Source organism: Synechococcus sp. MIT S9504 (assembly GCF_047497135.1).
Taxonomy (GTDB): Bacteria; Cyanobacteriota; Cyanobacteriia; order PCC-6307; family Cyanobiaceae; genus Synechococcus_C.
In genome coordinates this window covers 1,743,636-1,768,478 of sequence record NZ_CP138942.1, presented here as the reverse complement: position 1 = coordinate 1,768,478, position 24,843 = coordinate 1,743,636, and the positions used below count along the sequence as shown (strand labels likewise).

Annotated in this window: 23 protein-coding genes; 7 read left to right on the top strand and 16 right to left on the bottom strand. The window is 50.7% G+C overall.

The features are described 5' to 3' along the window. Nucleotides 1-303: 303 nt before the first annotated feature. Nucleotides 304-510, bottom strand: a complete 207-nt coding sequence (locus tag SIB58_RS09990) for a DUF1651 domain-containing protein (RefSeq protein WP_255355657.1) — start codon at nt 508-510, stop codon at nt 304-306. Nucleotides 511-713: 203 nt separating this feature from the next. On the opposite strand from SIB58_RS09990, the gene SIB58_RS09985 reads away from it, so the two are divergent. Continuing rightward, complete coding sequence (locus tag SIB58_RS09985) at nt 714-932, top strand: hypothetical protein (RefSeq protein ID WP_066911533.1); 219 nt, start codon at nt 714-716, stop codon at nt 930-932. Between the two features lie 143 nt (nt 933-1,075). On the opposite strand, the gene SIB58_RS09980 is transcribed toward SIB58_RS09985, so the two are convergent. After that, nucleotides 1,076-2,416: a mechanosensitive ion channel family protein gene (locus tag SIB58_RS09980; protein ID WP_067327400.1), complete on the bottom strand. Its 1,341-nt coding sequence runs from the start codon at nt 2,414-2,416 to the stop codon at nt 1,076-1,078. Then, complete coding sequence (locus SIB58_RS09975; RefSeq protein ID WP_156486791.1) at nt 2,413-3,717, bottom strand: extracellular solute-binding protein; 1,305 nt, start codon at nt 3,715-3,717, stop codon at nt 2,413-2,415. The genes SIB58_RS09980 and SIB58_RS09975 overlap by 4 nt, the downstream gene beginning before the upstream one ends. Nucleotides 3,718-4,007: 290 nt before the next feature. On the opposite strand from SIB58_RS09975, the gene SIB58_RS09970 reads away from it, so the two are divergent. Next, nucleotides 4,008-4,430: a YnfA family protein gene (locus SIB58_RS09970; protein ID WP_231857182.1), complete on the top strand. Its 423-nt coding sequence runs from the start codon at nt 4,008-4,010 to the stop codon at nt 4,428-4,430. Between the two features lie 143 nt (nt 4,431-4,573). Beyond that, nucleotides 4,574-6,685: a heavy metal translocating P-type ATPase gene (locus SIB58_RS09965; protein WP_231857181.1), complete on the top strand. Its 2,112-nt coding sequence runs from the start codon at nt 4,574-4,576 to the stop codon at nt 6,683-6,685. Between the two features lie 859 nt (nt 6,686-7,544). Here SIB58_RS09965 and SIB58_RS09960 read toward each other — a convergent pair. The 13 genes from SIB58_RS09960 to SIB58_RS09900 all read right to left on the bottom strand — a co-directional run bounded on the left by SIB58_RS09960 (nt 7,545) and on the right by SIB58_RS09900 (nt 17,286). Continuing rightward, complete coding sequence (locus SIB58_RS09960; protein WP_066911521.1) at nt 7,545-8,024, bottom strand: hypothetical protein; 480 nt, start codon at nt 8,022-8,024, stop codon at nt 7,545-7,547. Next, entirely contained in the window at nt 7,997-8,227 is a 231-nt protein-coding gene (locus SIB58_RS09955) for a hypothetical protein (protein ID WP_156487740.1), read from the bottom strand. Before SIB58_RS09955 ends, SIB58_RS09960 begins: the two co-directional genes overlap by 28 nt. An 814-nt stretch (nt 8,228-9,041) precedes the next feature. Then, entirely contained in the window at nt 9,042-9,209 is a 168-nt protein-coding gene (locus SIB58_RS09950) for a chlorophyll a/b-binding protein (protein WP_231857180.1), read from the bottom strand. 158 nt (nt 9,210-9,367) lie between these two features. Beyond that, nucleotides 9,368-9,586, bottom strand: a complete 219-nt coding sequence (locus tag SIB58_RS09945; RefSeq protein ID WP_197461205.1) for a hypothetical protein — start codon at nt 9,584-9,586, stop codon at nt 9,368-9,370. Nucleotides 9,587-9,649: 63 nt separating this feature from the next. Further along, the gene (locus SIB58_RS09940; RefSeq protein ID WP_067327403.1) at nt 9,650-9,892 is read right to left on the bottom strand and encodes a hypothetical protein; all 243 of its coding nucleotides are present in this window, start codon (nt 9,890-9,892) and stop codon (nt 9,650-9,652) included. 383 nt (nt 9,893-10,275) lie between these two features. After that, nucleotides 10,276-10,563 (bottom strand): hypothetical protein, encoded by a 288-nt coding sequence (locus SIB58_RS09935; protein WP_066911509.1) that lies wholly within the window; start codon nt 10,561-10,563, stop codon nt 10,276-10,278. Between the two features lie 156 nt (nt 10,564-10,719). Continuing rightward, complete coding sequence (locus SIB58_RS09930; RefSeq protein ID WP_066911506.1) at nt 10,720-11,994, bottom strand: MFS transporter; 1,275 nt, start codon at nt 11,992-11,994, stop codon at nt 10,720-10,722. Beyond that, the gene (locus SIB58_RS09925) at nt 11,991-12,653 is read right to left on the bottom strand and encodes a secondary thiamine-phosphate synthase enzyme YjbQ (protein WP_066911503.1); all 663 of its coding nucleotides are present in this window, start codon (nt 12,651-12,653) and stop codon (nt 11,991-11,993) included. The genes SIB58_RS09930 and SIB58_RS09925 overlap by 4 nt, the downstream gene beginning before the upstream one ends. A gap of 24 nt (nt 12,654-12,677) precedes the next feature. Continuing rightward, nucleotides 12,678-13,421: an MBL fold metallo-hydrolase gene (locus tag SIB58_RS09920; RefSeq protein ID WP_066911545.1), complete on the bottom strand. Its 744-nt coding sequence runs from the start codon at nt 13,419-13,421 to the stop codon at nt 12,678-12,680. Nucleotides 13,422-13,484: 63 nt separating this feature from the next. Then, nucleotides 13,485-14,357 carry a DMT family transporter gene (locus SIB58_RS09915; RefSeq protein WP_066911500.1) on the bottom strand — a complete coding sequence of 291 codons (873 nt, stop codon included), beginning with the start codon at nt 14,355-14,357 and terminating at the stop codon, nt 13,485-13,487. Further along, nucleotides 14,358-15,539 (bottom strand): chloride channel protein, encoded by a 1,182-nt coding sequence (locus SIB58_RS09910; protein ID WP_066911542.1) that lies wholly within the window; start codon nt 15,537-15,539, stop codon nt 14,358-14,360. A gap of 17 nt (nt 15,540-15,556) precedes the next feature. Further along, complete coding sequence (locus SIB58_RS09905; protein WP_066911497.1) at nt 15,557-15,808, bottom strand: 2Fe-2S iron-sulfur cluster-binding protein; 252 nt, start codon at nt 15,806-15,808, stop codon at nt 15,557-15,559. Further along, a complete protein-coding gene (locus SIB58_RS09900; protein WP_066911494.1) occupies nt 15,805-17,286 on the bottom strand; it encodes a cobyric acid synthase in 1,482 nt (493 codons plus the stop codon). The genes SIB58_RS09905 and SIB58_RS09900 overlap by 4 nt, the downstream gene beginning before the upstream one ends. A gap of 282 nt (nt 17,287-17,568) precedes the next feature. On the opposite strand from SIB58_RS09900, the gene SIB58_RS09895 reads away from it, so the two are divergent. The 4 genes from SIB58_RS09895 to SIB58_RS09880 all read left to right on the top strand — a co-directional run bounded on the left by SIB58_RS09895 (nt 17,569) and on the right by SIB58_RS09880 (nt 24,809). Beyond that, nucleotides 17,569-19,074: a TolC family protein gene (locus SIB58_RS09895; RefSeq protein WP_156486792.1), complete on the top strand. Its 1,506-nt coding sequence runs from the start codon at nt 17,569-17,571 to the stop codon at nt 19,072-19,074. Next, nucleotides 19,071-20,468, top strand: a complete 1,398-nt coding sequence (locus SIB58_RS09890; protein WP_066911488.1) for a hypothetical protein — start codon at nt 19,071-19,073, stop codon at nt 20,466-20,468. Before SIB58_RS09895 ends, SIB58_RS09890 begins: the two co-directional genes overlap by 4 nt. Next, the gene (locus SIB58_RS09885; protein WP_066911485.1) at nt 20,468-22,660 is read left to right on the top strand and encodes an ATP-binding cassette domain-containing protein; all 2,193 of its coding nucleotides are present in this window, start codon (nt 20,468-20,470) and stop codon (nt 22,658-22,660) included. Before SIB58_RS09890 ends, SIB58_RS09885 begins: the two co-directional genes overlap by 1 nt. A 160-nt stretch (nt 22,661-22,820) precedes the next feature. After that, complete coding sequence (locus SIB58_RS09880; RefSeq protein ID WP_231857179.1) at nt 22,821-24,809, top strand: ATP-binding cassette domain-containing protein; 1,989 nt, start codon at nt 22,821-22,823, stop codon at nt 24,807-24,809. Nucleotides 24,810-24,843: the final 34 nt, after the last annotated feature.

Genomic DNA, 24,843 nt, shown 5'->3' with positions numbered 1-24,843 from the left:
TGCTGGTTGAGCCGATCTGTTGCAGAGTTGCTTGATCAATAACTCCCACAAGTCGTGTACGAAGTTTTGCTGATTGCTCAGCTGATTGCCTCGGATGATTCAACTTTTCAAGCTTGGGTTGACAGCCGTACACCTGAGGAGCTCTGTGAAATTTACAGAGACGGCTTGATTCCCGCCAACATGTTGCCAGGAGGCCGTGCCGAAACACCTTGCAGTTTCGGTAATGTTGATGATCCTATGGACTACATTCCGCGATGATTCATCGCCTGAATTTTTTTAGCGCACTGGTAAAGCGCATCGACGTCATCCAACTTTAATCATGTGCTTCCAGATTTCACTGGCGTTCTGGTTTGACAGCTTGCGTCTGGACCGAGGCACAGGCGGTTGGGGACGACTCCAAACGTATGTTCTCAACTCCACCCAATGCCCATGGGTCATCGAAGAATCAGGTTTGAACTGAACAATCAGTAGTTGGTCGCCATTCACAAGCCAGATTTCTCCACGAGGCATCTCGTGTGATTCAACGGGGCTTGAGCTGCAATTCAACATGAAGCAGAGTATGCCCTCGACTGCTTCACAGCAGTTGTTGTAGGTCATCAGGTCAGCACGCGCGGGACCATTGGTCGTAGCGGACGATCTTGGCTTGTGCTTCTATTTCATCGATCGGATCAGCTGCTATTTCCAGCTATCAAGTGTGTAATTGCCATGAAGAGATGGAAACCCTTCTGCTGATTACCCTTTTGATGGTTGCTGTTGATGGGCCTGTCACTCCTTCAGAACTCAGTCAAGACATCCGGAATGGAAAACTACCTGAAGACCCCAGTCCGAGTGCTTCCGTGTGGACCGGTGGTCCAGAGGTCAACATGTGGACTGGTGGTGGGAATCAGGCTGCCGATGACCTGTTGGATCAGCGTCAGCCTGAGCTCAGGTGACGGATGCGGTGAGGATCAGTGGGTCAAGGAAGATCTGTTTGCTGTTTTAAGCTCGACTTTTAGGATCTGATCAAATAACAAAAGGCTGTCAATGTTTTGATTTGATTTGTTGATTCAACGAAAGTTGTGGATTCGCAGAAAGATTATGGTAATGAGTCTTGCTCAGAATCTTTGTATTTAATATCAAGCGGGTTTGGGATATGAAGGGTGCGCTGGGGAAATGGTATCTCGATCGAGTTTTCTTTCAATTTTTTCCAAATCCTTAGATTGATATCGCTTGTAACGCGAATGCCTCCCTTCACATCCTGAATAAAGAATTTTACATAAAAATCCAGGCTTGAATCGCCATAGGCAACAAACACGGTTGATGGTGCTGGATTTGCAAGAACTTCTGGGTGTGATGTCACAACCTCTGTAATTAACTCGATCACTTGATTTGGGTCACTCCCGTAGCTCACTCCAAAATAAGATTTTCTGGCAATAATGTTGTGGTTTTTGGTATACGTAGTGATTTGATTGGTGAAAAATAGGTTGTTAGGAATGATTCTTTCGCAATGGTCACTTTGATTTGTCACAGTGACTGCCCTTAAGCCGCAATCTGTGACTTCAGCGATTTGAAACGCTTCCCCCGAGCTGTCCAGAAGGTTGAGATTAATCACATCCCCTGGTTTGGTCGAACCTTCCATGAGTAACCAAATGCCACTAACGAAGTTACTAATAATCTCCTTGAGCCCAAGACCAATACCCACAGAGAGTCCGCCAGTAATTAAGCCAAATACTGTTGGATTAATGCCAATTGTCCCAATGATGACAAATATACCAAAGCCAACCAGGCCATAACGAATTAAGATGAAAATGGCTTTCGATACCTCCCTGTTTTCTGTTTTATTCGACCCCAAAAACCATTCAAGTATTTGCGTCATGAATGACGAAAGGTTAACCCATAAATATAGACCAATTGTTATCGATAATCCATCGCCAATATTAAAAGGGGTTCCAAAGAGTTGGATGATCGGCGCGCCAAGCAATGATGATGGATCTCCAAATGTTTGAATTATGACAAAGAGAAGATATCCAATCAAAGCAGGCATGAAAAGCCTCATTTTGTACTGATTTAATTTTTCGGCTTTATCTTTGTTGACCGAATGAGTTAGCGATTGAAATAAAATATTGAGTATTATATAAGCCAGTAATATTGCCCATGCATGTTGAATAAGTCCATTGGGACGTCGTGTGATTTCCATTATTGCGTAGATTATTGTTAACACAATAAGTGCTATTGAGGCTGCTGTGGCCCTCGGCTTGATCGGGGCTTTAAGACGTTTAATATTGATTCTGACTTTTGATGCAACAATGAAACCAATAGATATGCTGATGATAATAATTAGAATCTGGATGCTTACAGCTGGTCGACTCACAGCATGCCAAAGCTCGTTACAGAATTGAGTAATGGGTTCTAAATTGATTTGACTTGCTGTGGTCATTGCGGACTCTCAAATAGTTCAATGATTTCATTACTGGCTTTAACTGGGTCGATTAATCCCGCTGTTGCATCTTGATAGATCTCCTGAATGGCGTTGTAGTTCAAGATCATTGTTTCTAGTTCTCTGTCTGTCAACTTCGATGATTTAGCGAAAGCCTTTTCTGATACAGTCCGAACAGGAAGAAGCTCTTGATTAAAGTCACTATTTTTGTTGACTGGTAAAAGTGAGTTCCAATTGATTGCAATTTGTTGTTGCTGGTCAACGCTGATTGCGTAATTGCTGAATCGCAAGGCAAGTTTTGTTTGGCTCTTGCTTGCGAATGGATTCAATACAAAGGATGCTCCAGTCAGTCTTGGCTCGGAGTTTTTACCATTAATGCTTGGTAGTTCACTGATTCCAAGATTTTCGCTACCAAGCTTATTCCTTAGGAATGGCAGGTCAATTGATTCACAATTAATGATACTAATTTTACCTTCTGCAAAATATTTTTTCATTAATGCCGAGTTTTTGAATAGGGCTACATTGGGCTCCTCGTCACTTTTTTTGAGTGTCTTGATCCAATTATTCAGACCCTCTTTGAGGTCCTGAGCAGAGCTCTTGTTGGCTCCAAATAATCTCGCGTTAAATCCTGGCAGTCCCCATATTGTTTCAAGGAAATTTCCCCCTATTGCGATCGAAATGCCTGATCTGGAAAGTTCAAGCAGCTCATTAAATGTTTTAGGTGTAGTTCTTGCTTTTTGCTTGTTGATGCAAAGTAATTGAAGATTAATGATGAATGGTATGGCATAGAGTGTGCCATTAGCCCCCGCGGTTTTTAAAAGTTTTGGACGTAATTCTCCAACCCTTACGCTGTTGGCTGGTATGGCCGCAATTTCATTCTTTTTGCGGAGCGCTGGGATCATGAAATTATGAGCTAATAACAAGTCTGGACCTAATCCTTCTTTGACTTTTTCTGAATACTTCTTGTAGATATTTGAGTCTGAATATTTTCTCCAGATTACATTGACCATGTTGTACCTTTCTTGAAATCGTTGAATTAGGTTTTTTAGGGTCTGATCTATTCTTTTCTGGACGAGTGGGTTCATTCCCTCATAGTCTGGAGTCCAGATCAAGATTGTGCCTGCCGGAGGCTTTTGATTGTCTTTCTCTCTGGAGACCAATTCAAGCCATGGTCCTCTCCTGACCTGGCTTCCATAGGCGGAAATGTTGGGAGTTGTTGCTGATTTTTTTTGAATGCAACCCTGTAGCAGTAAGCCAGCGGCCAGTAGAGTTGTTGTCGATAGAGCTGAGTTTCGAAGCACGGTACTTCAGATCTCCACCTAAAGTTTGCTCGGTTATGGCGCGACAGCCATGAATCACTTATTTATTTTCGGTTGTGATGTATTAGACCACAGCGTTAATGAGCTCTCTTCTTGCTTTTTTCACTGAGTTTAAATCCTATTCAAATTTGTAATCTTTTGATTTAGTCATTGATTTGATTTGATTTGTTTGACCATGCTCGAATACTTTCATAATTTTCATTCAATGTGTCATTTGGTGCTGACAGTTCTGAAGTTGATGGCTACATAGAATATAGAGATTTAGCTGACTAGTGACAAGTGAAGAACTCGATGGTCTTGAAAATCAATCTGTCGGCGATGCAGTCAGTCAACAGTCCTTGGAGACTTCATTAGTCTGGACGCCTCAGACGATTGCTTTATCGATCCTCCTGTTCATTGCTGCTGGGCTTCTTGAAGTCGGAGGTGGTTGGCTCGTTTGGCAAACAGTCAGAGAAGACAAAAATTGGACTTATGCCGCTGCCGGAGTCATTGCACTGATTGGCTATGGATTCGTACCTTGCTTACAGCCTACTTCGGATTTCGGCAGAGTTTATGCTATTTATGGCGGTTTTTTCATTGTTTTAGCCTTTGCCTGGGCTAAACAATTTGATGGATACTTGCCTGATCTGGGTGACTTGATAGGAGCTGGTATTGCTCTATCTGGAGTTCTTGTTATTATGCTTTGGCCACGTTGATCGCGAGATTATTCTGCTTATTGAACAACCTTTTAATTGGACAATTGTTCTAATAATTTTCTTTTCTTGAATTATTTGTAAGTGTAATTTTTATGGTTGATATGAATTCTGGCTCTACGGCTTGTTCAGATCCTGGTTCAGAAATGATTTTGTCCATCCCTGGAATGGATTGTACCAGTGAGCAGCATGAAATTGAGGCTGCTCTTGATGGGATGGAAGGCATCAGCAACCAACTCTTCAACCTTTCCAAGCGCACCTTGGTTCTATCGGGTAAGCCTAAAGCTCTGACAACAGCACGAGTTTTGATTCAAAAAATAGGCTATAGGGTTGAGGTGATTGCTGATGTTGATCAGGCGAGAAGTGTTCAAAAGATTTCTTGGAATCGTTTGTTATTGTCACTCTTTTTTGCTGTTCTTGCTGAAATCCTAGAACTTCTATCCTCTGGTGCAACAGGTGAGCGAGCGCTGGTCGTTTTAAGCTCTTTAATCGCCATTTTTTTGGCTGGTTTGCCTGTATACCTTCAGGGCATTTCAGCTTTGCGAAGGATCAAACTGAATATGAACTCTTTGATGTCAGTCGCAGTGACTGGTGCATGTCTTATTGGGTATTGGCCTGAGGCGGCAATGGTCATGTCCTTATTCTCAATTGCTGAGGAGTTGGAATCTCAGGCTTCTAATCGAGCAAGAAATGCTATCTCCAGGCTTGGAGAACTAGCTCCTGATTTTGCTCATGTGCAAATGAGTGACCGTAGCTGGAAGAGTGTTGCTGTAAAGAACATCAGGGTTGCCAATCTGGTCAGAGTCGATGCTGGTGACAGGATTCCACTTGATGGAGTTATTCAGGCAGGTCAAAGTTCAGTTGATCAGTCATCCGTTACCGGTGAAAGCTTGCCTGTAGAAAAGCTTGTTGGTGATCAAGTATTTGCTGGAACTCTTAACACAACAGGCTCTTTTGTTTTCCGTGTTTCATCTCTTGAGTCTGAAAGTACCATTGCTCGAATCATACGTGGAGTTGAGGAAGCGCAGGCTTCTCGGGCTCCGATGGAACGTTTTGTAGATCGATTTGCGGCCAAATATACACCTGCTGTTTTTTATTTAGCCATTGCTGTTGCTGTTCTGTCTCCTGTTTTCTTTGATATTACTGTTCTCAACGCTATCTATAGGTCATTGGTTTTGCTTGTGATTGCATGTCCATGTGCGCTTGTTATCGCCACCCCTGTCACTCTTGTCAGTGGATTAACGGCTGCAGCGAGAAGAGGAATCGTGATCAAGGGTGGACTTTTCCTTGAACAAGTTCCAAGACTTAAGACTATTGCATTTGACAAGACTGGAACCCTTACTATTGGACATCCTGTATTGGTTGCAATGCAATCATTGATTGAGGATGATCAATTAGTTCAGCTGAAGCAGTGTTGTGTATCACTGGCTCTGCAATCAAAACATCCTGTCTCGCGTGCAATCGCTGCAGGTATCGATGCGGAGCCACTCCAGGTGGAACAATTTGAGGCTCTGATTGGTAAGGGTTTGACAGCTTTGATCAATAATCAACGGTTCTACCTTGGTAATCGACGCTGGCTTAAAGAGATCGTTCCCATTGATGCGCATATTCAATCGTTGATTATGAGTCACGAGAGCGCAGGTCGAAGTGTGTCTCTACTTGCCGATAGTGAGCATATTCTGGCTTTGTTGGCTGTTGCTGATCAACCTCGTCCAACATCAGCACGAGCAATTGATCTCCTTCATCGAATGAAGATTAGAACAGTTATGCTAAGCGGTGACAATAAAATTAGTGCCAAATTAATTGCAACTCAGATTGGTATTGATCAAGTTCTAAGCGATCTTCTCCCTGAACAGAAATTACTCGCCTTAAAAGAATTGCAGGCTGAATCACCAACGGGAATGGTAGGAGACGGCATCAACGACGCACCTGCTTTGGCAGGAGCACAGATTGGCTTTGCCATGGGTGCAGCTGGTAGCGATGCGGCGATGGAGGCTGCTGATGTTGTGATCATGGATGACGACCCAAAGCGGCTCGTTGATGTCATTCAGATTTCTCGTCAGACTTTGCATGTTCTTTGGCAAAATATCGCGATAATTGTGCTTATCAAAGGTTCGTTTCTTTTGTTGGCTTTGTTTGGGTACGCAACAATGTGGCAGGCCGTTTTCGCCGATATGGGCACCAGCTTGATTGTCGTGTTTAATAGTTTGCGTCTTCTTGCTAATTCGTCTTCTGCTATTTCCCCTTCTTTTTCCTGACAGTTCACTTGTTTTGTTGATCGTTTAAGGATCTACTTGATGGCGTCGTGATCCCATCTGAGCTCTCCATAAATCAACCATTTCTCTTGCTCGTGCGTGTGCAGACAGATCATTTGTGCTCACACCATTGCGATATTTTTGGTCGAGAAGCTGATCCAGCCAATCGAGAGCAGCCTCATCGAGATGCCATTCTGTGGGGTATTGACTCATTACTCTTTGTGCCTATAGAGTTTTGATTGATTCTGGGTCTTTGTATTTAGATGCGTTGCATGCATCGGATGTCCTCATCAGCTACCGATTTGTTTGCGCTGTTGCCTTATCAGGCCGTTAACACTATCAGATGCAAGGATTCCATGGAGGTGGCTCAGATACCTGAATTAATAACAACCCAGTCGGTTTGTCCTCGATGGCCCATGAGTGGTGATCTTGACATCCTCGTGTTCCTTGATCTCTACCGAAACTGATGTCTCCCGGTCCCATTTCAACAACCATTCCATCCATTGTTTCTACGCCCTACCTGCCCTTCAGGGGAATGATCCATTGAGGCTTGGGATTTTCGTGCCAATTCTTGACTTCTTTCGGCATTAACAGGAGCGTGATGATTGTCGCAGCGCCGCTGTAGTGCACCGCACTCCATATTGGACTTGTTCCCACAGCAAAGATAGTTTTCTCGTGGTTTTTGAATAAATTCCTATTCTGACAACTTTCACCCTTTTCATTCACCCAAACTCGCCAGAAGTAGTGAAGAGTTGAATCTTTCATTGGTACGGTACCTATGGTTCAGTTTTTCTGTTTTGTGTTCACTGATGGCGTTGATGAATTTATTTAAATGAATTCATGCTGTTTTAGGCTTTGTTTGTCATTGATTGCATGCCGAATCGTTTATTTCATTTTCACTGCATTCCTCTAGTGAACACAGTGACATGAAAATAAAGATAGCTGACGCTATGAGGCAGAGCAATATGGAATTTTTTTCTGATGACAATTCGAATGGAAGGTTGATCGCAGTGTTATAACCATGCAGTGCTGACAGGCAGTACAGTGCTGACCCAACCAAAAAGCTGAAGCTTAACCACCATCCTAAGTGATTTTTTTCGACAAATACTAATCTTCCATGGCCGATTTCTGCGTAGTGAGCAATTCCCGAAATCAGAAACATAAATGATCCTGCCATGTATGCATCTGGACCCAAAAGTTTTCGCGTTCTTGTGGCCAGATTCAGATTCAGCCAATCGCTGATGCTGTCTGCATTAAAAAAGAGGGTTCCAACTTTGGCTCCAATCACTCCGACCAGGACCAAGCTGAGCGAAATCAGAATGTACTTTTTTTGCGTCGCCATGCTCTAAAGGTTTGCCAAAGCTGAGTTAGGCTTCCTGTTAAGAACAGGACTGACCCAAGCATAAATAATGTTTTAAATATCCACTGGTTATGTAACTCAGTGATCGAGCCAGCGACAAATAAAATTGAACCGAGTAAAAAAGCTATTGAACTTTGCACCTCCAGTTTATTCCATTTTTTAGGCAGCATGAGCGCCCTAGCCATCTCGTGGAAGGTTATAAAAATGTAGTGATTGCCTTGTACGGGCCCCAAGTCTTTTCTCAGTCTTCGACTTGTATAAAAGTAACTTTGATCGTCGCCGTTGACTGTGGCCAGATCAGGTCTGTTCTTTGAGATTTTGTGAATGATGCTCTTTCTGGTCAAGTATTGATCTTGATTTTCTCGACTTTAGCTGTAGCGATTCATTTTGACCATCGATCAGAGGTCCGTTTTCTGTTGGCCAACGCTGTGAAGGCTTTGATGGTTCCTAGATCACGCTATCTATTTTGATATTCCTGAATTAACTCTTGTACGCTTTCTTCTGATTGTCTTTTTTTGAAGTCCTCAAGGTTATTGATCTTCATGGCTTGCAGATCAAAAAGAAGTTCTATGACGGCACCTCCATTGCATTCTTCCGTGGAATACTCCTTAGAAGAGTGTAATAGTTTTGCAAGATGATTGCTTAAGCTGTTTTCCATTTTTTGTTGTAAGAGTTAAACTATCTTGTTGTCTTCGCGTGGAACTGGCTCTTGAATGGTTACATTCGTTTACGACGGTCTGGACTGATTGCTTTGGTTGATCTTTCGAGGATGATCAAGCTGTTTTTACAACTCCTTATTCAGAAACTTCATTTCAGCTCACTTGCGTCCATGATTTGATTGCTTGTCGACACTCGGTGGGGTCAACCCAGTCTTTTGCAAAACAAAAAACAAAACCCTTGGCTATGCGCCAAGATTTTGTCAGTCGAATTTCTTGTTTCGTCTTGAGTCGGCGTTGCGCTTAAAGGGTCAGGACGCCTGGATCTGATGCACGTTTGTCCTCACCAGACTTTTGGCAGCAGTGACTGTCCAGCAGCCACCTCAATGGCGATCGCCACCACAAATCCGAGCATCGCTAGTCGGCCATTCCAGGTTTCGCCGTCTACCCAGGTTTCCATCCCGAAGGTTTCTTCCATGGCGCTTTTGGGTTCAGCTTGCTGGTCTGTCATGGTCTTTACGTAACTTCATCTATTTTTGCAAACATGTTCGCGTGAGGTTGCGGCAAAAAGCACAACGGCATGCTTCGTCTGGCTGCCGGAGCGTGTCTTTGTGTTTCAGGTGTTTCTGCCCGTGGCGTTCGCCTCTGAGATCAGCTTTTCGGCTGAGATCACCGGTTGTGCAGTTGGCCAAGCAGCCTTGCCGCTAGTCCTCTGGAGATCCGACGCTGCACCAGCAGATCGCAGATCCAGTCGAACAGTGGGACTGAATCAGTGCTGGCCAGTCGTTGTTCGAGCGTCTCTTGTTCAGCAACGCTTTTGCAGCCCCGCAGGGCATCGATCAAGGTGTCTTCCTTAGGTTGTTGGATCAGCACCTGTGTTGAGTTCAAGCCATGGCTCGCCAGCAATACATGTCATGGCATCACTTGGGTGCTGTTGTCACTTCTTGTATGTCAGCGATCACCCAGTGACCCACTGTCTGGAGTTTTCAGCAGGCCTAGGGCCTGCATGACCTGCAAGCGAATGCCGCCGAGTCGACTCCAGGCGTGCAGCGCTTCCTCTTTTGATCTGTAGGGGCGCCAGTCATCTTCCGCGATTCGTCTGCGAAGGTGGCCCGCCACTCTTTCAGCGACTCTGGCATCGCTCGCCGCCTTCAGATGCAGGGCCTTGCTGTCCAGGAAGCTTTCAGGTGGCATTGTTCAATCCAATGGGATCCATTGTGTTCGACAGAGCTTGGATTTGAGCCAGGCATCGGTGTGCTGGCTTCATTTAATCTTTCTTCCAACGTTCCTTTGCCCTCCCATGGAAACGTTCGATCCCCTGCTGCTCAGCATGTTCGCTGTTGGGGTGGCTTTCACAACCACCGTGTTTGTCGTGTCATTTCGCCAGATTGACCGCAATGAGAAGGAACGTGCACAGCTCAATCGGATGAGGGGCAGGCTCAATAGGCTTTTGCAGCAACGTTTCTGATCGACAACGCGTGCTGCTCCTGATTGTTGCTGGTGGCTTTCTGGCTTTTCTGGCGCTCACTCAATATCTTGTTCGTCGCACGATGGACGGTGGGCAGGACCGCTGACCGTCAACGTCTGGCGATGCCTCTGCCATTGCCGATCAGCCCCGCATCGATCACAAGGCCGATCAGAACAATCAGCAATCCACTGAACGATTGCACTCCTCCGAATGAAACGGTTGCCCAGCAGATGCCCAGAGTGGTTGTGGGCAGAAACACAAGGCCCAGAATTGGAATGATTGGATTGGGTATCGCCAGGTCAGCGAAGGGCCCAAGCACAACTTCAGGACTGAACAGCCAGAGCAGAATAAGGATCAGGCGTGGCGCAATCAGTCCAAGCCCCGCAAGAAGACACATCAACCTGCACCCACAACTTCGAAGCTTCCCGAGCTGGTGACAGAGAGGATCAACCAGAGCATCACAACACTCGCTGCAATCAGCACGACAGGCCAGATTTCCCCTTCTGGATTCATGGCAGCTGAACGGCTTCTGCCCTCTTGTAGCAAGCTCTTATCAGACTGTCTCAGTCGACAGCGGACGAAATGCGGTTTCGCGTGTGAAGGCGCATGCCGTGATGAGCGTGCACAGTCCGCTGAAGGCGACCCATGCCCCCGGTAACAGAGGATTCCCGGTTTGAGCAATCAACCAGGTTGCAATCAGTGGGGTGGTTCCGCCGAAATAACCTTCTGCAACATTGAATGCCACGGCCAGGCCGGTGCAGCGAACCGCGGCAGGCATGAGTTCCACGTTGGCGGGATTTTTGCCGCCTGCAAGCAGAGCCACAGCCAACGTCAGCCCCAGTTCTCCCCAAAGCACTCGCTGAGGATCACCGCTGTGCATGAGCTTGAACAATGGCAGGGCTCCAAAACAGAGCAGTGATGCTCCGCTGATCAGCATGGGTTTGCGTCCGATGCGGTCGGAGAGCCACGCTGAAACCGGATACAGCATCAGCAGTACAGCGAGGACGCCGGTGTTCAGGCTCAGGGATGTTGCGGTGCTGAGGTGATCGACCTCTTCCATGTAGCTCACCGAGTAGACGAACACGGCGTAATACCCGACGCTGCTAGCGATGTTCAGAGCCATGACGCGCAGCACCTGCAGGCGGTAGCGACCAAAGGTTTCCCGAATCGGCGAGTTCGTTCGCGGTGCGTCCAACTCAGCACCAATTCCTTTGCGGATCACGACCCCGCTTGTGGCCACCAGTGCTCCAAGCAGGAACGGAAGCCGCCATCCCCAGCTTGTCAGCTGGGCTGGGTTCAGTATGTGGGCCAGCAGATCACCGAAGCCGGAGCCGAGCAACATTCCCAGCACGGATCCCCAGAGCCCCCAGATCGCATAGAAACCACGTTGACGGGATGGGGCGTTTTCGCTGAGAAAAACAACGGAGCTGGTGTACTCGCCCCCCACCGACAACCCCTGAACAATGCGAAGCAATACAACCGCAATCGGAGCAGCGATGCCGATTTGCTGATGCGTCGGCAGCAGACCCAGCAGCACGGTGGGTACGGCCATCACCATCACCGATAGTTGCAGAGCACGCTGCCTTCCTGCCAGATCGCCGATTCGACCGAACACCATCCCCCCAAGCGGTCGCACCAGAAATCCAGCAGCAAAGGCCCCGAAGGCGCCGATCAGTGAGGCGGCTGGATCACTGGAGGGGAAGAATTCCCTGCCGATGGTGGTCGCGAAGTAGCCGTAGAGGGCGAAGTCGTACCACTCCATCACGTTGCCGATCAGGCCCGCCAGAAGCACTCTGCTGGTGCTTCTGACGCTGGGTTGAGTGATCATTGCGTTTGATCGGAGATCTCATGCAACCGGTCAATCAGCAAATCCACATCTGTCTCAATCCCACCGTCCTCAGCCCATGCCCCGGGAACGTGGCGCGCTTGAACGACATCATTCAGTCTTCGGCCGTTGCGGCGAGCCAGCAGGGTCGCCGTGGCGTTTCTGCCTGATGCTGAGAGCTGACTTCGATTGCTTGATGGGTCCGCCATGTTTCCGATCAGATGACAGGCCAGTCGTCTGTGATGCGGGGATGAGCGATGTTCCCAGAGATAGACCGCCTGCCAGGTTCCCAACAGCAGTCGCCCGTTCTCAATGCTGAGGCTCATGGTCTGGGTGGTGAGCGCTGTGCGGATATGGGCTGGCATGTCGTCATCACCTTCGTCGTCGTGCAAGTAACGGCGACGTCTGCCATCAGGTCCGCAAGGCCCAGCCCCGTCCTGAGGCACCATTGCACTCATCCAGGCCGCCAGATCTTCGAGAACCCGTGGGTCCGCGTTTTCATTGATGGTGAGGCTGCAACTGGTGTGCAGGCAGGTGAGATGCATCACGCCGTTGATCAATCCGGCTTGGCGCACGCAGTGATTCAGTTGTTGGTTGAGGGGAGTGAAGCCCGGTCCCTGCGTGTTGATCTCCAGGTGCGTCAGCCGTTGATCCAACGCCATGCCATGGCCTTCGCTGCTTTCTCTTTAGCGCGTCTCTGACGGCAATGGGATCGCCCGCCCCACCGTGGGTGTGATCAGTGTGCAGTCTTCGGGGAGATCGCCACAATCTGCCGAAGCGTCAGCAGCGTTCAGCAGGCTGCTGATCATCCCGCTGAACTTCACATCGCCACCTGTGGTGCTGGCCAGCACGGTCTTGGGTTGGAAGCGGCTGATCAGATCAGGCATCACGCTTGCGCCTGTGATGAATGCTCCCAGCATCGGCAAGCCAAGATCCACCACCGGGGTGATCAGGGTGTCGACGCTGCGCTGATCGATCGCAGGATCCAAAACACCATGTGGTTCGAGATACAGGGATCCCTCGGGCCAATCGAGCAGGTAGCCATTTTCCACCGCCGGGACTGCTGCACCTGCGGTGGCGCGGATCTTCAGACCAGCGATGGTGGAGGTTTCGCCGGGTCGCAGCTCGGTGATGGCCTCAAATCCCAGACGCTTGACCACACGAGCGGCAGCTGCTGATGCCACCACGGGGATCTGCTTCGACAGCGCCTGAAGCGTTTCCGGATGGGCATGATCCGGAAGCCCCTGCGTGAGCAAAAGCAGATCCAGTTGATCCGGTATTGGCATCAGTTTTGGCATCTCACCTTTCAGCAACCAGGCACCCGGTGGAAACACCAGCGCACCACTGAGCCATGGGTCCAGCAGCACCCTCAGTCCAGCGATCTCCAGCAGCCAACCATTGGCCCCGAGATAAGTGGCTGCGTCTGTCATCCTCGAGCGCTCCTGGCGCATCGACGCTAGTCAATGTGCTGGTTCAGCCGAGCGCTTGACCGCTCAGCTCAGCACTGCAAGACCAACGCCTGTCACGGCGAGGGTCGAGGCCAAGAGCACCGATGGTTTCAGCTGATCCCCCTCGGCACGGGCCACCACCAGGGCCATCACCGGTGCCGTGCTCAGCACCGTGATGCCAATGCCAAGAGGCAACCTCTGCAGCACCACCTGTTGCAGCAGGATCCCCAGAACGGTTCCCAGCACTGTTGCAGCCAGCACCCGCGGCCAGCGCACACTGCGCGGTCGTGGTCGCGGAAATCTGGCTGCCAACCGCAGCCAGGGAAGCAGCAGCAGCAGTCCTCCCAGCAGACGGCAGGCAGCACTTTGCAGAGGTGTTAGCTCACTGTTGATCAGGACAGTGCGCGAGACGGCGGCGCCTGCCACACCGCAGACCACGGCCAGCAAGCCCAGCAACAAGCCCTGCGTCTGAACACGGCGGCTTCGGTCGAGCAGTCGTGTGGCGTCAGGAGGTTGCTGCAGGGCAACCAACACCACGGAGATCGTGACCAGCAGCGCACCAGCCCAGCCCTGAACAGAGAGCTGTTCTCCCATGGCGAACCAACCTCCCGCAGCTGCTGCGACGGGGGCGAGCGACTCCAGGGTGAGTGTTCTGCGGGTGCCTAGACGCCGCAATGCAGCGAGATAAAAGCTGTCTCCCAGTGAGATTCCCAATCCACCACTGATCAGCAGCAGCATCAGGCTCTTCACCTCTCCGTTCCAGGGGAGTGTGACCAGCACCGGCAGCAATGCTGCGCAGGCGATCAGATTCTTCAGCCCGTTGAGTTGAATCGCGCTGAGGGAGGTGGATAGACCTCGCCATAGACTGCTCGCCAGAGTCCATGCCAGTGCTGCAACCAATCCCGCCAGGATTCCCACTCAGTGCCTCCGCTGCAGGCTCAGCCCCACCAGCAGGCCGATCACCAGCGCTCCTGCTCCATGGCCCTGCAACAGAGTGAGGCCGAGCACCAGTCCAAGCAGTGGCGAGGGGAGCAGCACCGCAAGGCACCCCCCGACAACACCAGCACTCCAGCTGTCGATGCTGCCGATCCATGGCATCCATTGGTGTAGCCCCATCCCCAGCGCGCTGCTGGCCAGGATCACCGGAAAAAACTGGCCGCCTCTCCATCCGGTCTCCAGACAAAGGCCGACCATCAGTAACTTGGCCAGGGCTGACAACATCAGCACGTTTGTATCCAGCCTCCATTCGTTCAGCACAAGGGGTTTCAACTGGTTTTCCCCGGAAAAGCCCGCCAGTGGTAAACCCCACAGGCAGAGTCCGATCAGCAGACCTGTGCCGATCGGTATCCACCAGAAGCGTTCCAGAAGCTCCAACTGTTGAAGCCACTGCCGCCAGCGTTTGATCAACTGGCCCGCCAACCAACCCGCGAGCCCGGCGAGTAGGGATGCCAGCAACGCGCTCAATCGTTGTGAGGGATCAGAGGGCCAGGAGTAGGACACGCCACGCATCCCAACGCCCAGGTCACTCAAACCGTTGAAGGCCACAAAACCGGCTAATCCCCCGATGGTTCCTGGCAGCCATCGCCAGATCAGCTGCCACTGACGTCCAGCCAAGGCTGCGCCTCCCACCAGAGGTGAACGGAACAATCCCAGGGATCCGGCCATCGCGGCAGCCACAAGGTCACGATCCGCGCCTTTCCAGACCGTGTGGCTCGCGACCGCGACGAGGCGTGTCATCAACGCCTCCGGGCCCAGTGTTCCTCCGCCGGCGAGGGCCAGCATTCCTCCGATGATTTGCCTTAGGCCGTGCCGCGTGTTCAATCCTTCCGGTTTTCTCAGTTCAGCGAGCGTCTCCGACATTTCAGGCAACGCACTGCCTGAACGTCGCCGCTGCAGCAGGCTGAGAGCCACGCCGATCGTTCCCGACCAGGCCAGACACAACAGCAAAGAACGATCGCTGGGCAACCCTCGCTCCACCGATGCACCCCAGATCCATCTCTGCAGCATGAGTGTGCTGCTCACCACCAACGCTGCGAGCCCTCCACCTGCTGCTCCAGCCAGCAGGGCGCGAGCAGTGCCCTGCAGAAGACTCTTTGGCATGGTTGGTGGCGGATTGATCACCAGTAGGGGTCAGTGGCCAATTCCACCTTGAGCTTCCCTGACGCTGAGGTGGGCACGGTGCTGATACAGGCCCTCACGGTGGTTCCATCAACGTCGATCTCGCAGGCACCGCAGCTGCCTCCCATGCAGCCAGTGGGCACATGAACGCCAGCCTGCCGCGCCGCAGACAACCAATCTTCTCCGTTGTGGCTGAAGCTTCGCTGGCCATCCGGCCACAAGATTTCCACCCTTTTGTGCCCAGAGGTCACGTGGATGTTTCCAGCAGTGGTTCCAGATTCACATGTTGCTCAAAGGCATCGGCCAAGCGGTCGAGCAGCGCGTCCCTCTGCCGACTGTGGTGGGGTTGTTGCTCACTGAGCTCCGGTAGTCCCCGTCTGTGTCGAAGGCGATTCAGCCACCGTCGTCGCCAGGGTCCGTTCTCGAAGATTCCATGGAGATAGGTTCCTGAAGTGGTCTCACGCACCCAACCCAGGTCTTGATCCGCACTGAATGGATTGCAGTCCTCGATGGCTTCGCTGATTCCCCGATGCAGTTCAAACCCCTCCACCTCCAGTCTCGGTTGTTGATCCGGCCACAGCACGAGGGCTTGCCGCTGATGCAGAGCTTTTTCGCCGCTGAACACCGTTCGCAGTGGGAGAAGACCAAGGCCGGCAACGTGGTCATCAGATTGCCCCGGAGGATCGTTGCCCTCTAGTCCTTGCGGATCGTGCAGTTCCACCCCGAGCATCTGCATGCCACCACAGATGCCGAACAGCTCACCGCCATTTTTGGCGTAGCGGATCAGATCAGCGGCCAGGCCGCTGCTGCGCAGTGAGGCAAGATCCCGAAGGGTTTGTTTGCTTCCTGGGATCACCACGGCATCGGGAGCCCCGAGTCGTTCACCCGGTGCGATCCAGCGCAGCTCAACCGTGGGCTCCGCCTCCAGGGGGTCAAGATCGGAGAAGTTGCTTAATGAGGGCAGTTTCAACACGGCGATCTCCAGCTCGGCACTGCGCTTGCGTCCACGCCTTTCCAGCAGGTCCAGTGAGTCTTCAGGAGGGAAGAGTTCGTCAAGCCATGGCATCACTCCCAGTACCGGAATCCCAGTGTTGGTGTCGAGCCAGTGTCGACCTCCGTCGAAAAGTTCTCTTCTGCCTCGGAACCGGTTGATCAGCAGCCCATGGATGAGTCGCCGTTCGTCGGGTTTCATCAATTGGAGAGTGCCCACGATCTGGGCAAAGACGCCTCCCCGTTCAATATCGGCAACCAACAGGCAATTGGCTTGCAAATACTTGGCTAAACGCAGGTTGGTGAGATCGCGCGATTGCAGGTTCACCTCCACCGGGCTGCCTGCTCCCTCAAGCACCAGTCTTCCTCCGGGATGGCTGGCCTGCAGATCTTCAAGCCCCCTGCGGATTGCAGCCCAGCCGGAGTCGAACCAATCACTGTAGTAATGCTCTGCCTTGCAAGTCCCTGCGGAGTCCCCGAGGTGAATGACCTCGCTGGTTGAGTCGCCCTGGGGTTTGAGCAATACAGGGTTCATGGCATGCACTGGTTCGAGACCGGCTGCCCAGGCCTGCAATGCCTGGGAGTAAGCCATTTCGCCTCCGCCCTGATCAACCCAGGCGTTGTTGCTCATGTTTTGGCCCTTGAAAGGCAGTGGTGTTTCCCCTCGTCGTTTCAGCACTCTGCAGAGCGCTGCAGTCATCAGCGACTTACCTGCGCCACTGCTGGTGCCTAGCACCATCAGCGGAGTTGGGCGGGACGTGCTGCTCACTGCGCTTCGACCTGGTCCAGAAGATGCACCATTGCAGTGTGGCGTTCATAACGTCAGGGAAATTCTGGAGGCCTGTGACGTTTCTGCTTCAGATTTTGGTGGACAATTCAAAAATTTGTGATTTGATAACGTTGCTTTATGAGGTGATCATTGCTCCGAACTAGGCAATGCAAGTGCTTATTAGGAGTCGCTGTCGGTTTTTTCTCAATCGGTTGCCCATTTTCATCGGTAGATGCGCAAGCCGCAGAGCTTGTGCCTACTGTTCAGGCCAATCCTGGGACATCAGTCGGTCAACTGTCCGGGCAACATTCTCTCTCCGCTGAGCAGCAGGCTGATCAGCTTCTGGCAAGACTGAATGCCATGCGAGAGAAAATTGATAAGTCTGCGCGTAAAATATCTCTTGATGAAGCGATTGCGCTGGGTATTCGCAATAACCCCGAGCTGATTTCAGCCTTTCGATCCATTCAAGATTATGAATGGCAATTGATTGCCGCTCAGCGTCAATGGTATCCCACTTTTGCAATCAGTAACGGAGCGCCTACTCTCGGCTTAGATGTTAATACTTACATAACTAAGTTTTACAATGATCCCTTTAGAACGTCCGTCAGTACAACTCCAGGCAGTGCCATAGGTACTGAGCCTACCTCAATATCTCAGTATACAAACACTTTGAACTTTCAGCCAAATGCTTCCATTTCATGGAATTTTATTGATCCTACTCGTCAGCCTGATATCAATGCAGCGTCCGAAGCCCTTCGCCAACAAAAGTTGCTTTTCGAGGTCAGTGCTCGCGATTTAATTCTCAATATCCAGACGTCGTATTTTGCTCTGCAAAGTACTCGACAGTTGATTGAAGAGTTTTACAATATTTATGATATTAATCGTCAGCTCCTTGAAGTCAATAGAGCGCGTTACGAAATTCGCTTGGTGTCCATGCTGGCTCTGGCGCAGACACAAACTCAACTGTATAATCAGCTGAACCAGTTACTGGGATACACCAAGCAATTTATTGAGGAATCAGCAACTCTTGCGATGCGTCTTGGCTTGCCAGTTGAAGCGCTTGCCTTGCCTGACGAGAAAGCCAATCTTTATCGTGACTGGTCCATGACGTTGCCTCAAACGATTGATCGCGCCGTCGAATCACGAGAGGAGATTCTTGCCAGTCTTGCTGCCGCAGAAGAAGCGCGTTGGGATGGGATCAGCAAGATAAACAGTTATTTGCCCATTGTTTTGTTGTATGGAGAGGGTGCTCTTTCGAGGGCAAGCGGCGTGATTAATGGCTCCCCAGGTCTTGATAATACTAGAAGTGAACAGCTTCAAACCGTTTGGAATGCCGCCGTCGGTCTCGGATTTGAATGGACTTGGGATGGAGGAGTTGATGCAGCAGCTGCTCGCTCTGATTACGCCCAAGAAGAGATGGAGCGTTCCAAGGCCGAGATGAATCGTCTCCAGGCGGTTCAGCAGGTTCGCTCCAGCTTTGGGCAATATGAAACCTCGCGAGTTGCCGTCGACAGTGCGCGTTTGGCGTATCAGTCAGCTCAAGTGGCCCAGGAAGCAGCCAGAGCTCGTTACGAAATTGGCCTTGGAGACATCACGTCCATTGTGCAGACCATTGAGCAGCTGGGGACTGCTTCCATCTCACTGTCTGACTCCATTCTTAATTACAATAGATCGGTGGCTCAGCTTTACCGCTACTCGGCAACCTGGCCGGGTGAAAGTGATCAATTAGTGCGCCAGCAGGAGAAAAGTCTGAGATGAGAGAAATCTTCGAAAAACGTGCCCTGCGCAAGCGTCATCAGGCCGGAGATAAAAGTTCTCCAATTGTTGTTCTCTCCCCGCCTCTGCGCATTACTCTGGGTCTTGGGGTTGCATTGGCTGCTGTTGGTGTTTTATGGGGGTTTCTGGCAAAAATACCCATTGAGGTCAAGGGCACCGGCGTTCTGTTGCCTGTAGGCGAGATCAACAGAAAACGTGCTCAAGTGGATGGTATTGCCCGTTGGATGTTTGCTGAAAAGCAAAATAATTGGGTTGCTGATGTTCAGAAATTCCAGCGTCAGCCCGATCAGCTATCAGATGAAGCTGTACTGGATCTCTCGCGTCGCATCCTTCGTACTTACTCAACGTCAGAGTTTTCTGCACCTTCTCAATCCAATGGTGTACTTACAGATAAAAGGATCTACCCCGAGGGGACTCTACTGATCTGGTTGCAGTCGCTTCAGGAGCAGGAATCGTTGCAGGCCCAGGTTGACACGCTTGCCTCGATTGGTCGTCTTAATCGTATTCAGCAAAAAACACTGACTCAAAAACAATCAATTCTTGAACAAGAGCTTAAGAGTCGGCAGACTTTTCTCAATTCGATGCTCGAACTGACGAAAAAGGGCTTCGTTAGTAAGCCAACAATTCTTCAAAATCAAGCTGAAGTTGACAATCTCAAATCCCAAGTTTTTTCTAACCGTGACTCTTTGGTCCATCTGCAAACAGAATTGCAGCAGTCATTCATCAAGCTGCGTAAGTCACTGGCTCAGATGATTTCGAGAGGCTTTGTTTTTGCCGATTACGACCTATATATCCGTCAGGTAATTCCCAACAATGGCGAGGGCGTTTCTCAGGGTGATCTTCTCTTGCTGCTTAGTCGTGAGTCGTTAAGCAATCCAGTGCAGGTGCCTGTATTTCTCTCCGAGCGTGAATCTGCGCAGGTCAATGTTGGCATGTCGGTGCTTGTTACTCCTGTGGGGATGCGTCGTTCTGAGGTGGGTGGAATTCTTGGACGCGTTGTACAGATGTCTGAATTGCCCAGCGGCGACAAGGATCTGGAAGCACGTATTGGTTCCAGTAGCCTGGCGAAGGTGATTCAACAGCGGGAACCCAGTCCCACGCTTGCGATTGTTGAACTGCAACGCTCCGCGCAAGATCGGGGAGGCAACCGTGGCGGTTATGTCTGGAATTCCAAGAGTAATTTGCCGTTCCCGCCTAAAACCGCTGATCAGCTCAATGTCTCGATCACAACCCGTCGTGTAGCGCCCATTTCTTTGGTGATTCCACGACTGAGACTATTGCTGGGGCTGGCTCCACCTGAACCTAAACAAAAGCAAGATCGTCAATCGGATCAATCATCGTCCTTGCCAAACGGCAGTCCAAAGGTGTTTGGCTGATGGCTTCCTCCGCTTCACGTCGGGTCAAGGCCATGACGGTTTTGCAGTACGAAGCGACCGAGTGTGGTGCAGCATCACTGGCCACAATTCTCCGTTATTACGGTCGGATTGTGCCTCTGCCTCAATTACGTCGTGAATGTGGTGTCAATCGCGATGGTTCCAACGCCCAGCGCGTGCTTTTGGCTGCTCGCAGTTACGGGCTTGAGACCAAGGCCTTTCGCTGTTCCGGCGAGCAGCTTGTTGTGCAGGGACAGTTCCCCTGTGTCGTTTTCTGGGGATTCAATCATTTCCTTGTACTTGAGGGATTTGATCAGAAATACGCCTATGTGAGCGACCCCGCTGAAGGTCGGGGTCGCATGTTGAAAGAGGAGTTCTTCGATCAGTTCACCGGTGTCGTGATGGAGTTCTCACCAGGCCCGGAATTTAAACGTGGAGGGCATGACGAATCTCCGCTCTGGATGCTGCCTGGATTGCTGTTGCCTTATCGGAGGCAGGTGCTGAGTCTGCTCCTCGTAGCCTCAATTCTGCTCATTCCGAATATTTTAGTTGCAGGACTGACCTCCTCTTTCATCTCTGATTTCCTACAGGAGGAAAGGCTTTATTTCGGTATTCCCATCGTCTGGTTGTTGGGATTCAGCTGCGTGCTTTGGCTCATTCTTTTGGTCGTTCAGTTTGTCTTGTTGCGTCGGCTTGAACTGTTGCTTTCCAAGAAGCTGACCGTTGATTTGTTCGAAAAGCTCTTCTCGGTGCCATGGGCGTTTTTTCAGGTTCGTATGGGGGGAGAGCTGGCGTCCAGGATGTTGCTGGGGATGAGAATCACTCAGGTCGTTGTTGCACAGTTGCTGCGTTTTGTCGTGACCATCTGGGCGGCGCTTCTGTTGATGCTCGTGACCTGCCTGATTTCGTTCTGGCTGACCGCACTTGTCGCAGCTCTGCTTGTCTTCAATCTTTTGTTCAATTGGTGGCTCACGGCTCGCCGTTATGACGCCAACCGTAAACTTGCTATCGAGCAGGGAAAGGCGCAGGGCCGTGCCCTGCAGGGCATCAACTCCATCGAAACACTCAAAGCCTCCGGACTTGAGTTTGATTTTCTGAGTCAGTGGCAGGGAAATTTCGGATCCGTCGTTGAACAGAACCAGTTGCTTGGCGCCCAGCTCGCCTGGTCCAGCATCAGTGCCAGCAGTGCAACTTTGTTGCTTCAAGCTCTGGTGATCACTGTCGGTGGTCTGTTGATCATTGATGGAAGGATCTCTCTGGGTCTGCTTGTTTCGTTTCAGTTCCTTCAAGCCCAGTTGGTGGCCCCAATTTCCACACTTCCTCAGTTGAGTTCCACCCTTCAGCGACTGATCGGCAATCTGGGCCGATTGATGGACCTCACGACGACGGCGGATGATCCGCATGTGCGCAGTTTTCAGGATACCGGGGATGGAATCGATACGGAAGATCGTCTCCAGGGACGGATCACACTCGAAGGTGTTGCCTATGGATTCAACGCCGTTGATCCTCCCTTTATCCCGGCCATTGATCTGGATGTTCCTGCTGGGTCAAGGCTGGCTCTGGTGGGTGCGAGTGGATCTGGCAAGACCACTTTGATCCGGATGCTTGCAGGTCTGGTGGACCCGCTTCAAGGTCAGATTCTGTTCGACGGTAAGAACTGGGATCAACTGGATGATCAGGTCGTGCGGGGGAGTATCGCTTATGTGCCGCAGCAGGTGTTTGTTTTCAATGCCAGCATTCGAGACAACATCACTCTCTGGAATCCTGATTTCACTGACGAAGACCTTCAGGCTGCAGCGGCTGACGCTCAATTGCTGGAGATGGTCAACTCGCAACCAGAAGCTTTTCAGAGACAACTGCGAGATAACGGTAGTGATCTCAGTGGGGGAGAACGCCAGCGTCTTGAGATCTGCCGTGCTCTGATTCGTCGGCCGTCGATTCTGCTTCTCGACGAAGCAACCAGCAACCTCGATAATGTCACCCAGCGAAATGTGATTGATGCCGTTCAAAAGCGTGGCATTACTGTCGTCAGTTGCGCTCATCGCCTGGATGCAGCACTGAGCAGTCAACAGGTGCTTGTTCTCGCTCACGGCAAGGTTGTTGAGCGTGGGCATCCTGATGACTTGTTAGCTAATCCGGATGGAGCGTTCACGAAACTCGTGGCCGCTGAACGGCGCGATCAGGTAGAGGTTTGATGGCATGACTGACTCTCGCAAACGCGCTCTTCAGCAGGTTGATCAACTAGAGAAAAACCTCATCTTTGAGGTTGTGGAAGAAACCGATCCTCAGCGTGATCTTCGATTGATCGGCTTCTGTCTTCGGCGTCTGAAAGCACCGGCGCGATCATTGATTGCCATGCCCGATGCTGATATCAGTCTTCAGCTCGATCACAACGATATTCATCATCGCCGCGTGGACTCCCCGCGTGAGCCATGGAAATCTGAATTTCCCATGCTGATCGTCAAAGATGAGGCGTCTGGTGAGCCCTTGGCGTTGTATCGCGATCGCGGCAGGAACTGGTTCTATTCCGCAGCTCAGGGACGACACTGGCTCGTGCCGGAGGATGTCCGTCTGGACAGTGATGCGTACGAGATCTACCCCTCATTGCCGGCCAAGATTGTTGGTCCATTAGCGGTGATCAATTTTGCATTCAATACAGAGTTGAATGCAATCTGGGCTCTGGTTATTGCCTCTGCAGTAGTGATGATGTTTCATCTTTCCATACCGATCTTCACCAATGTTCTGGTGAATCGGATCCTGCCTGAAAACGATAGTGCACTACTGCTTGAGGGTCTGACGATTGTGATCGTAGTGGTGGTGGGTGTTGCTGCTGCCCAGTATCTGCAGACCATGATGATGCTGCGGATTGAAAGTGTTACGGACCTGCGATTACAGACCGCAGTTTTTGATCGTGTAATGCGTCTTCCAATGCGTTTCATTTCGAAGTACACCACAGGTGATCTTGCGTCACGTATTGAATCGATCAATCAATTGCGTCAGTTACTAGGAAGTGGTGTTCTATCGACATTGCTCTCTTCAGTCTTCAGCCTGGGTTACTTCGTTCTGATGGTGATCTATGACCGCTCGCTAGCTATCTGGGCTGCTTTATTCACAATTGTTTCTCTTACATCTCTGGTTTATCTCACGATTCGCGATATTCAATTGCAGAAACCATTGTTGGAGACTGGAGCAGAGATTACAAACTTCTCACTGCAATCGGTCATGGGACTGGCGCAGATTCGCAGTTCCGCAACTGAACCGTTTGTGATGCTTCGCTGGCTGCGCGAGATCAATCGATATGCGCTGCTGCAATTGCGTAGCAACTTTTATAACGATGCCATCGAAATGTTCGGAACGCTGGTGAGTCCATTGGCTTCCTTGATGATGTTCGCGGTGGTGACCCACAAACTGCTGGCCAGTGCCAGCACCTCTGCAGAGTTTGAGCTGATTTTGGTGAACTTCATATCCTTCAATGCCGCATTCACAGGATTCAACTCATCCCTCTCTCAGGCAGCCAATCTTGCCGCCAATACTTTAGGTCGAGCCAGCGTTCTCTGGCAGCGTGCCGAACCGGTGATTTATGCCGAAGTGGAGAAGGGCTATGAACCTGATGCGGTACATCATGACCTGGAGGGGCATTTCCTTTTCAGAGATGTTGTTTACCAGTTTCCTGATGCTAGTGAACCGCTTTATCGCAACCTCAATTTCGAAATTAAACCTGGTCAGCACACGGTGATCACAGGGCCAAGCGGCTGTGGAAAATCCACAGTAATGAATATGTTCTTGGGTTTTATTGAACCTCAGGGGGGTGATTTATTGATCGACGGGCTTGCACTACCTCAGCTCGCCATCCGCCATTACCGCCGTCAGCTCGGTGTTGTTCTGCAGACTGCCCATCTCAATGCCGGCTCCATTTACGACATTGTTTCAGGCGGTCTTGTAACCGAAGAAGATCGAATCTGGGCAGCGCTTGAATCTGCTTCTGTGGCTGATGAGGTGGCAGCCATGCCGATGAAGCTGGAGACGATTGTGATGGAAGGGGCCGGCAACATGTCTGGTGGCCAGGCACAGCGAATCGCGATTGCCAGAGCATTGATCCATCAACCTCGAGTGCTGCTGATGGATGAAGCCACCAGTGCTTTGGATCCACCTTCACAACAGCGCATCAATGAAACGGTGCAGTCTCTGGGGATTACAAGAATCAGCGTTGCGCACCGTCTTGCCACCATCCGCGATGCGGACAGGATCGTCGTGATTCGCGATGGTGTTACTGCTGAAAATGGAACTTGGGACGAACTTAAGCATCACGGCTACCTTGCAGAAATTCTGTCGAAGGGACACTGAAGGACGATGGCTGAGCCAAAGAAACTCTCTTCCT

What these genes read in the sequence shown, in the direction of transcription:
- SIB58_RS09990 (WP_255355657.1), bottom strand. Translation starts at nt 510, where the DNA reads ATGCCTCGTGGAGAAATCTGGCTTGTGAATGGCGACCAACTACTGATT.
- SIB58_RS09985 (WP_066911533.1), top strand. Translation starts at nt 714, where the DNA reads ATGGAAACCCTTCTGCTGATTACCCTTTTGATGGTTGCTGTTGATGGG.
- SIB58_RS09980 (WP_067327400.1), bottom strand. Translation starts at nt 2,416, where the DNA reads ATGACCACAGCAAGTCAAATCAATTTAGAACCCATTACTCAATTCTGT.
- SIB58_RS09965 (WP_231857181.1), top strand. Translation starts at nt 4,574, where the DNA reads ATGATTTTGTCCATCCCTGGAATGGATTGTACCAGTGAGCAGCATGAA.
- SIB58_RS09960 (WP_066911521.1), bottom strand. Translation starts at nt 8,024, where the DNA reads ATGGCGACGCAAAAAAAGTACATTCTGATTTCGCTCAGCTTGGTCCTG.
- SIB58_RS09955 (WP_156487740.1), bottom strand. Translation starts at nt 8,227, where the DNA reads ATGGCTAGGGCGCTCATGCTGCCTAAAAAATGGAATAAACTGGAGGTG.
- SIB58_RS09950 (WP_231857180.1), bottom strand. Translation starts at nt 9,209, where the DNA reads ATGACAGACCAGCAAGCTGAACCCAAAAGCGCCATGGAAGAAACCTTC.
- SIB58_RS09940 (WP_067327403.1), bottom strand. Translation starts at nt 9,892, where the DNA reads ATGCCACCTGAAAGCTTCCTGGACAGCAAGGCCCTGCATCTGAAGGCG.
- SIB58_RS09935 (WP_066911509.1), bottom strand. Translation starts at nt 10,563, where the DNA reads ATGTGTCTTCTTGCGGGGCTTGGACTGATTGCGCCACGCCTGATCCTT.
- SIB58_RS09930 (WP_066911506.1), bottom strand. Translation starts at nt 11,994, where the DNA reads ATGATCACTCAACCCAGCGTCAGAAGCACCAGCAGAGTGCTTCTGGCG.
- SIB58_RS09925 (WP_066911503.1), bottom strand. Translation starts at nt 12,653, where the DNA reads ATGGCGTTGGATCAACGGCTGACGCACCTGGAGATCAACACGCAGGGA.
- SIB58_RS09920 (WP_066911545.1), bottom strand. Translation starts at nt 13,421, where the DNA reads ATGACAGACGCAGCCACTTATCTCGGGGCCAATGGTTGGCTGCTGGAG.
- SIB58_RS09910 (WP_066911542.1), bottom strand. Translation starts at nt 15,539, where the DNA reads ATGCCAAAGAGTCTTCTGCAGGGCACTGCTCGCGCCCTGCTGGCTGGA.
- SIB58_RS09900 (WP_066911494.1), bottom strand. Translation starts at nt 17,286, where the DNA reads ATGGTGCTAGGCACCAGCAGTGGCGCAGGTAAGTCGCTGATGACTGCA.
- SIB58_RS09890 (WP_066911488.1), top strand. Translation starts at nt 19,071, where the DNA reads ATGAGAGAAATCTTCGAAAAACGTGCCCTGCGCAAGCGTCATCAGGCC.
- SIB58_RS09885 (WP_066911485.1), top strand. Translation starts at nt 20,468, where the DNA reads ATGGCTTCCTCCGCTTCACGTCGGGTCAAGGCCATGACGGTTTTGCAG.
- SIB58_RS09880 (WP_231857179.1), top strand. Translation starts at nt 22,821, where the DNA reads ATGCCCGATGCTGATATCAGTCTTCAGCTCGATCACAACGATATTCAT.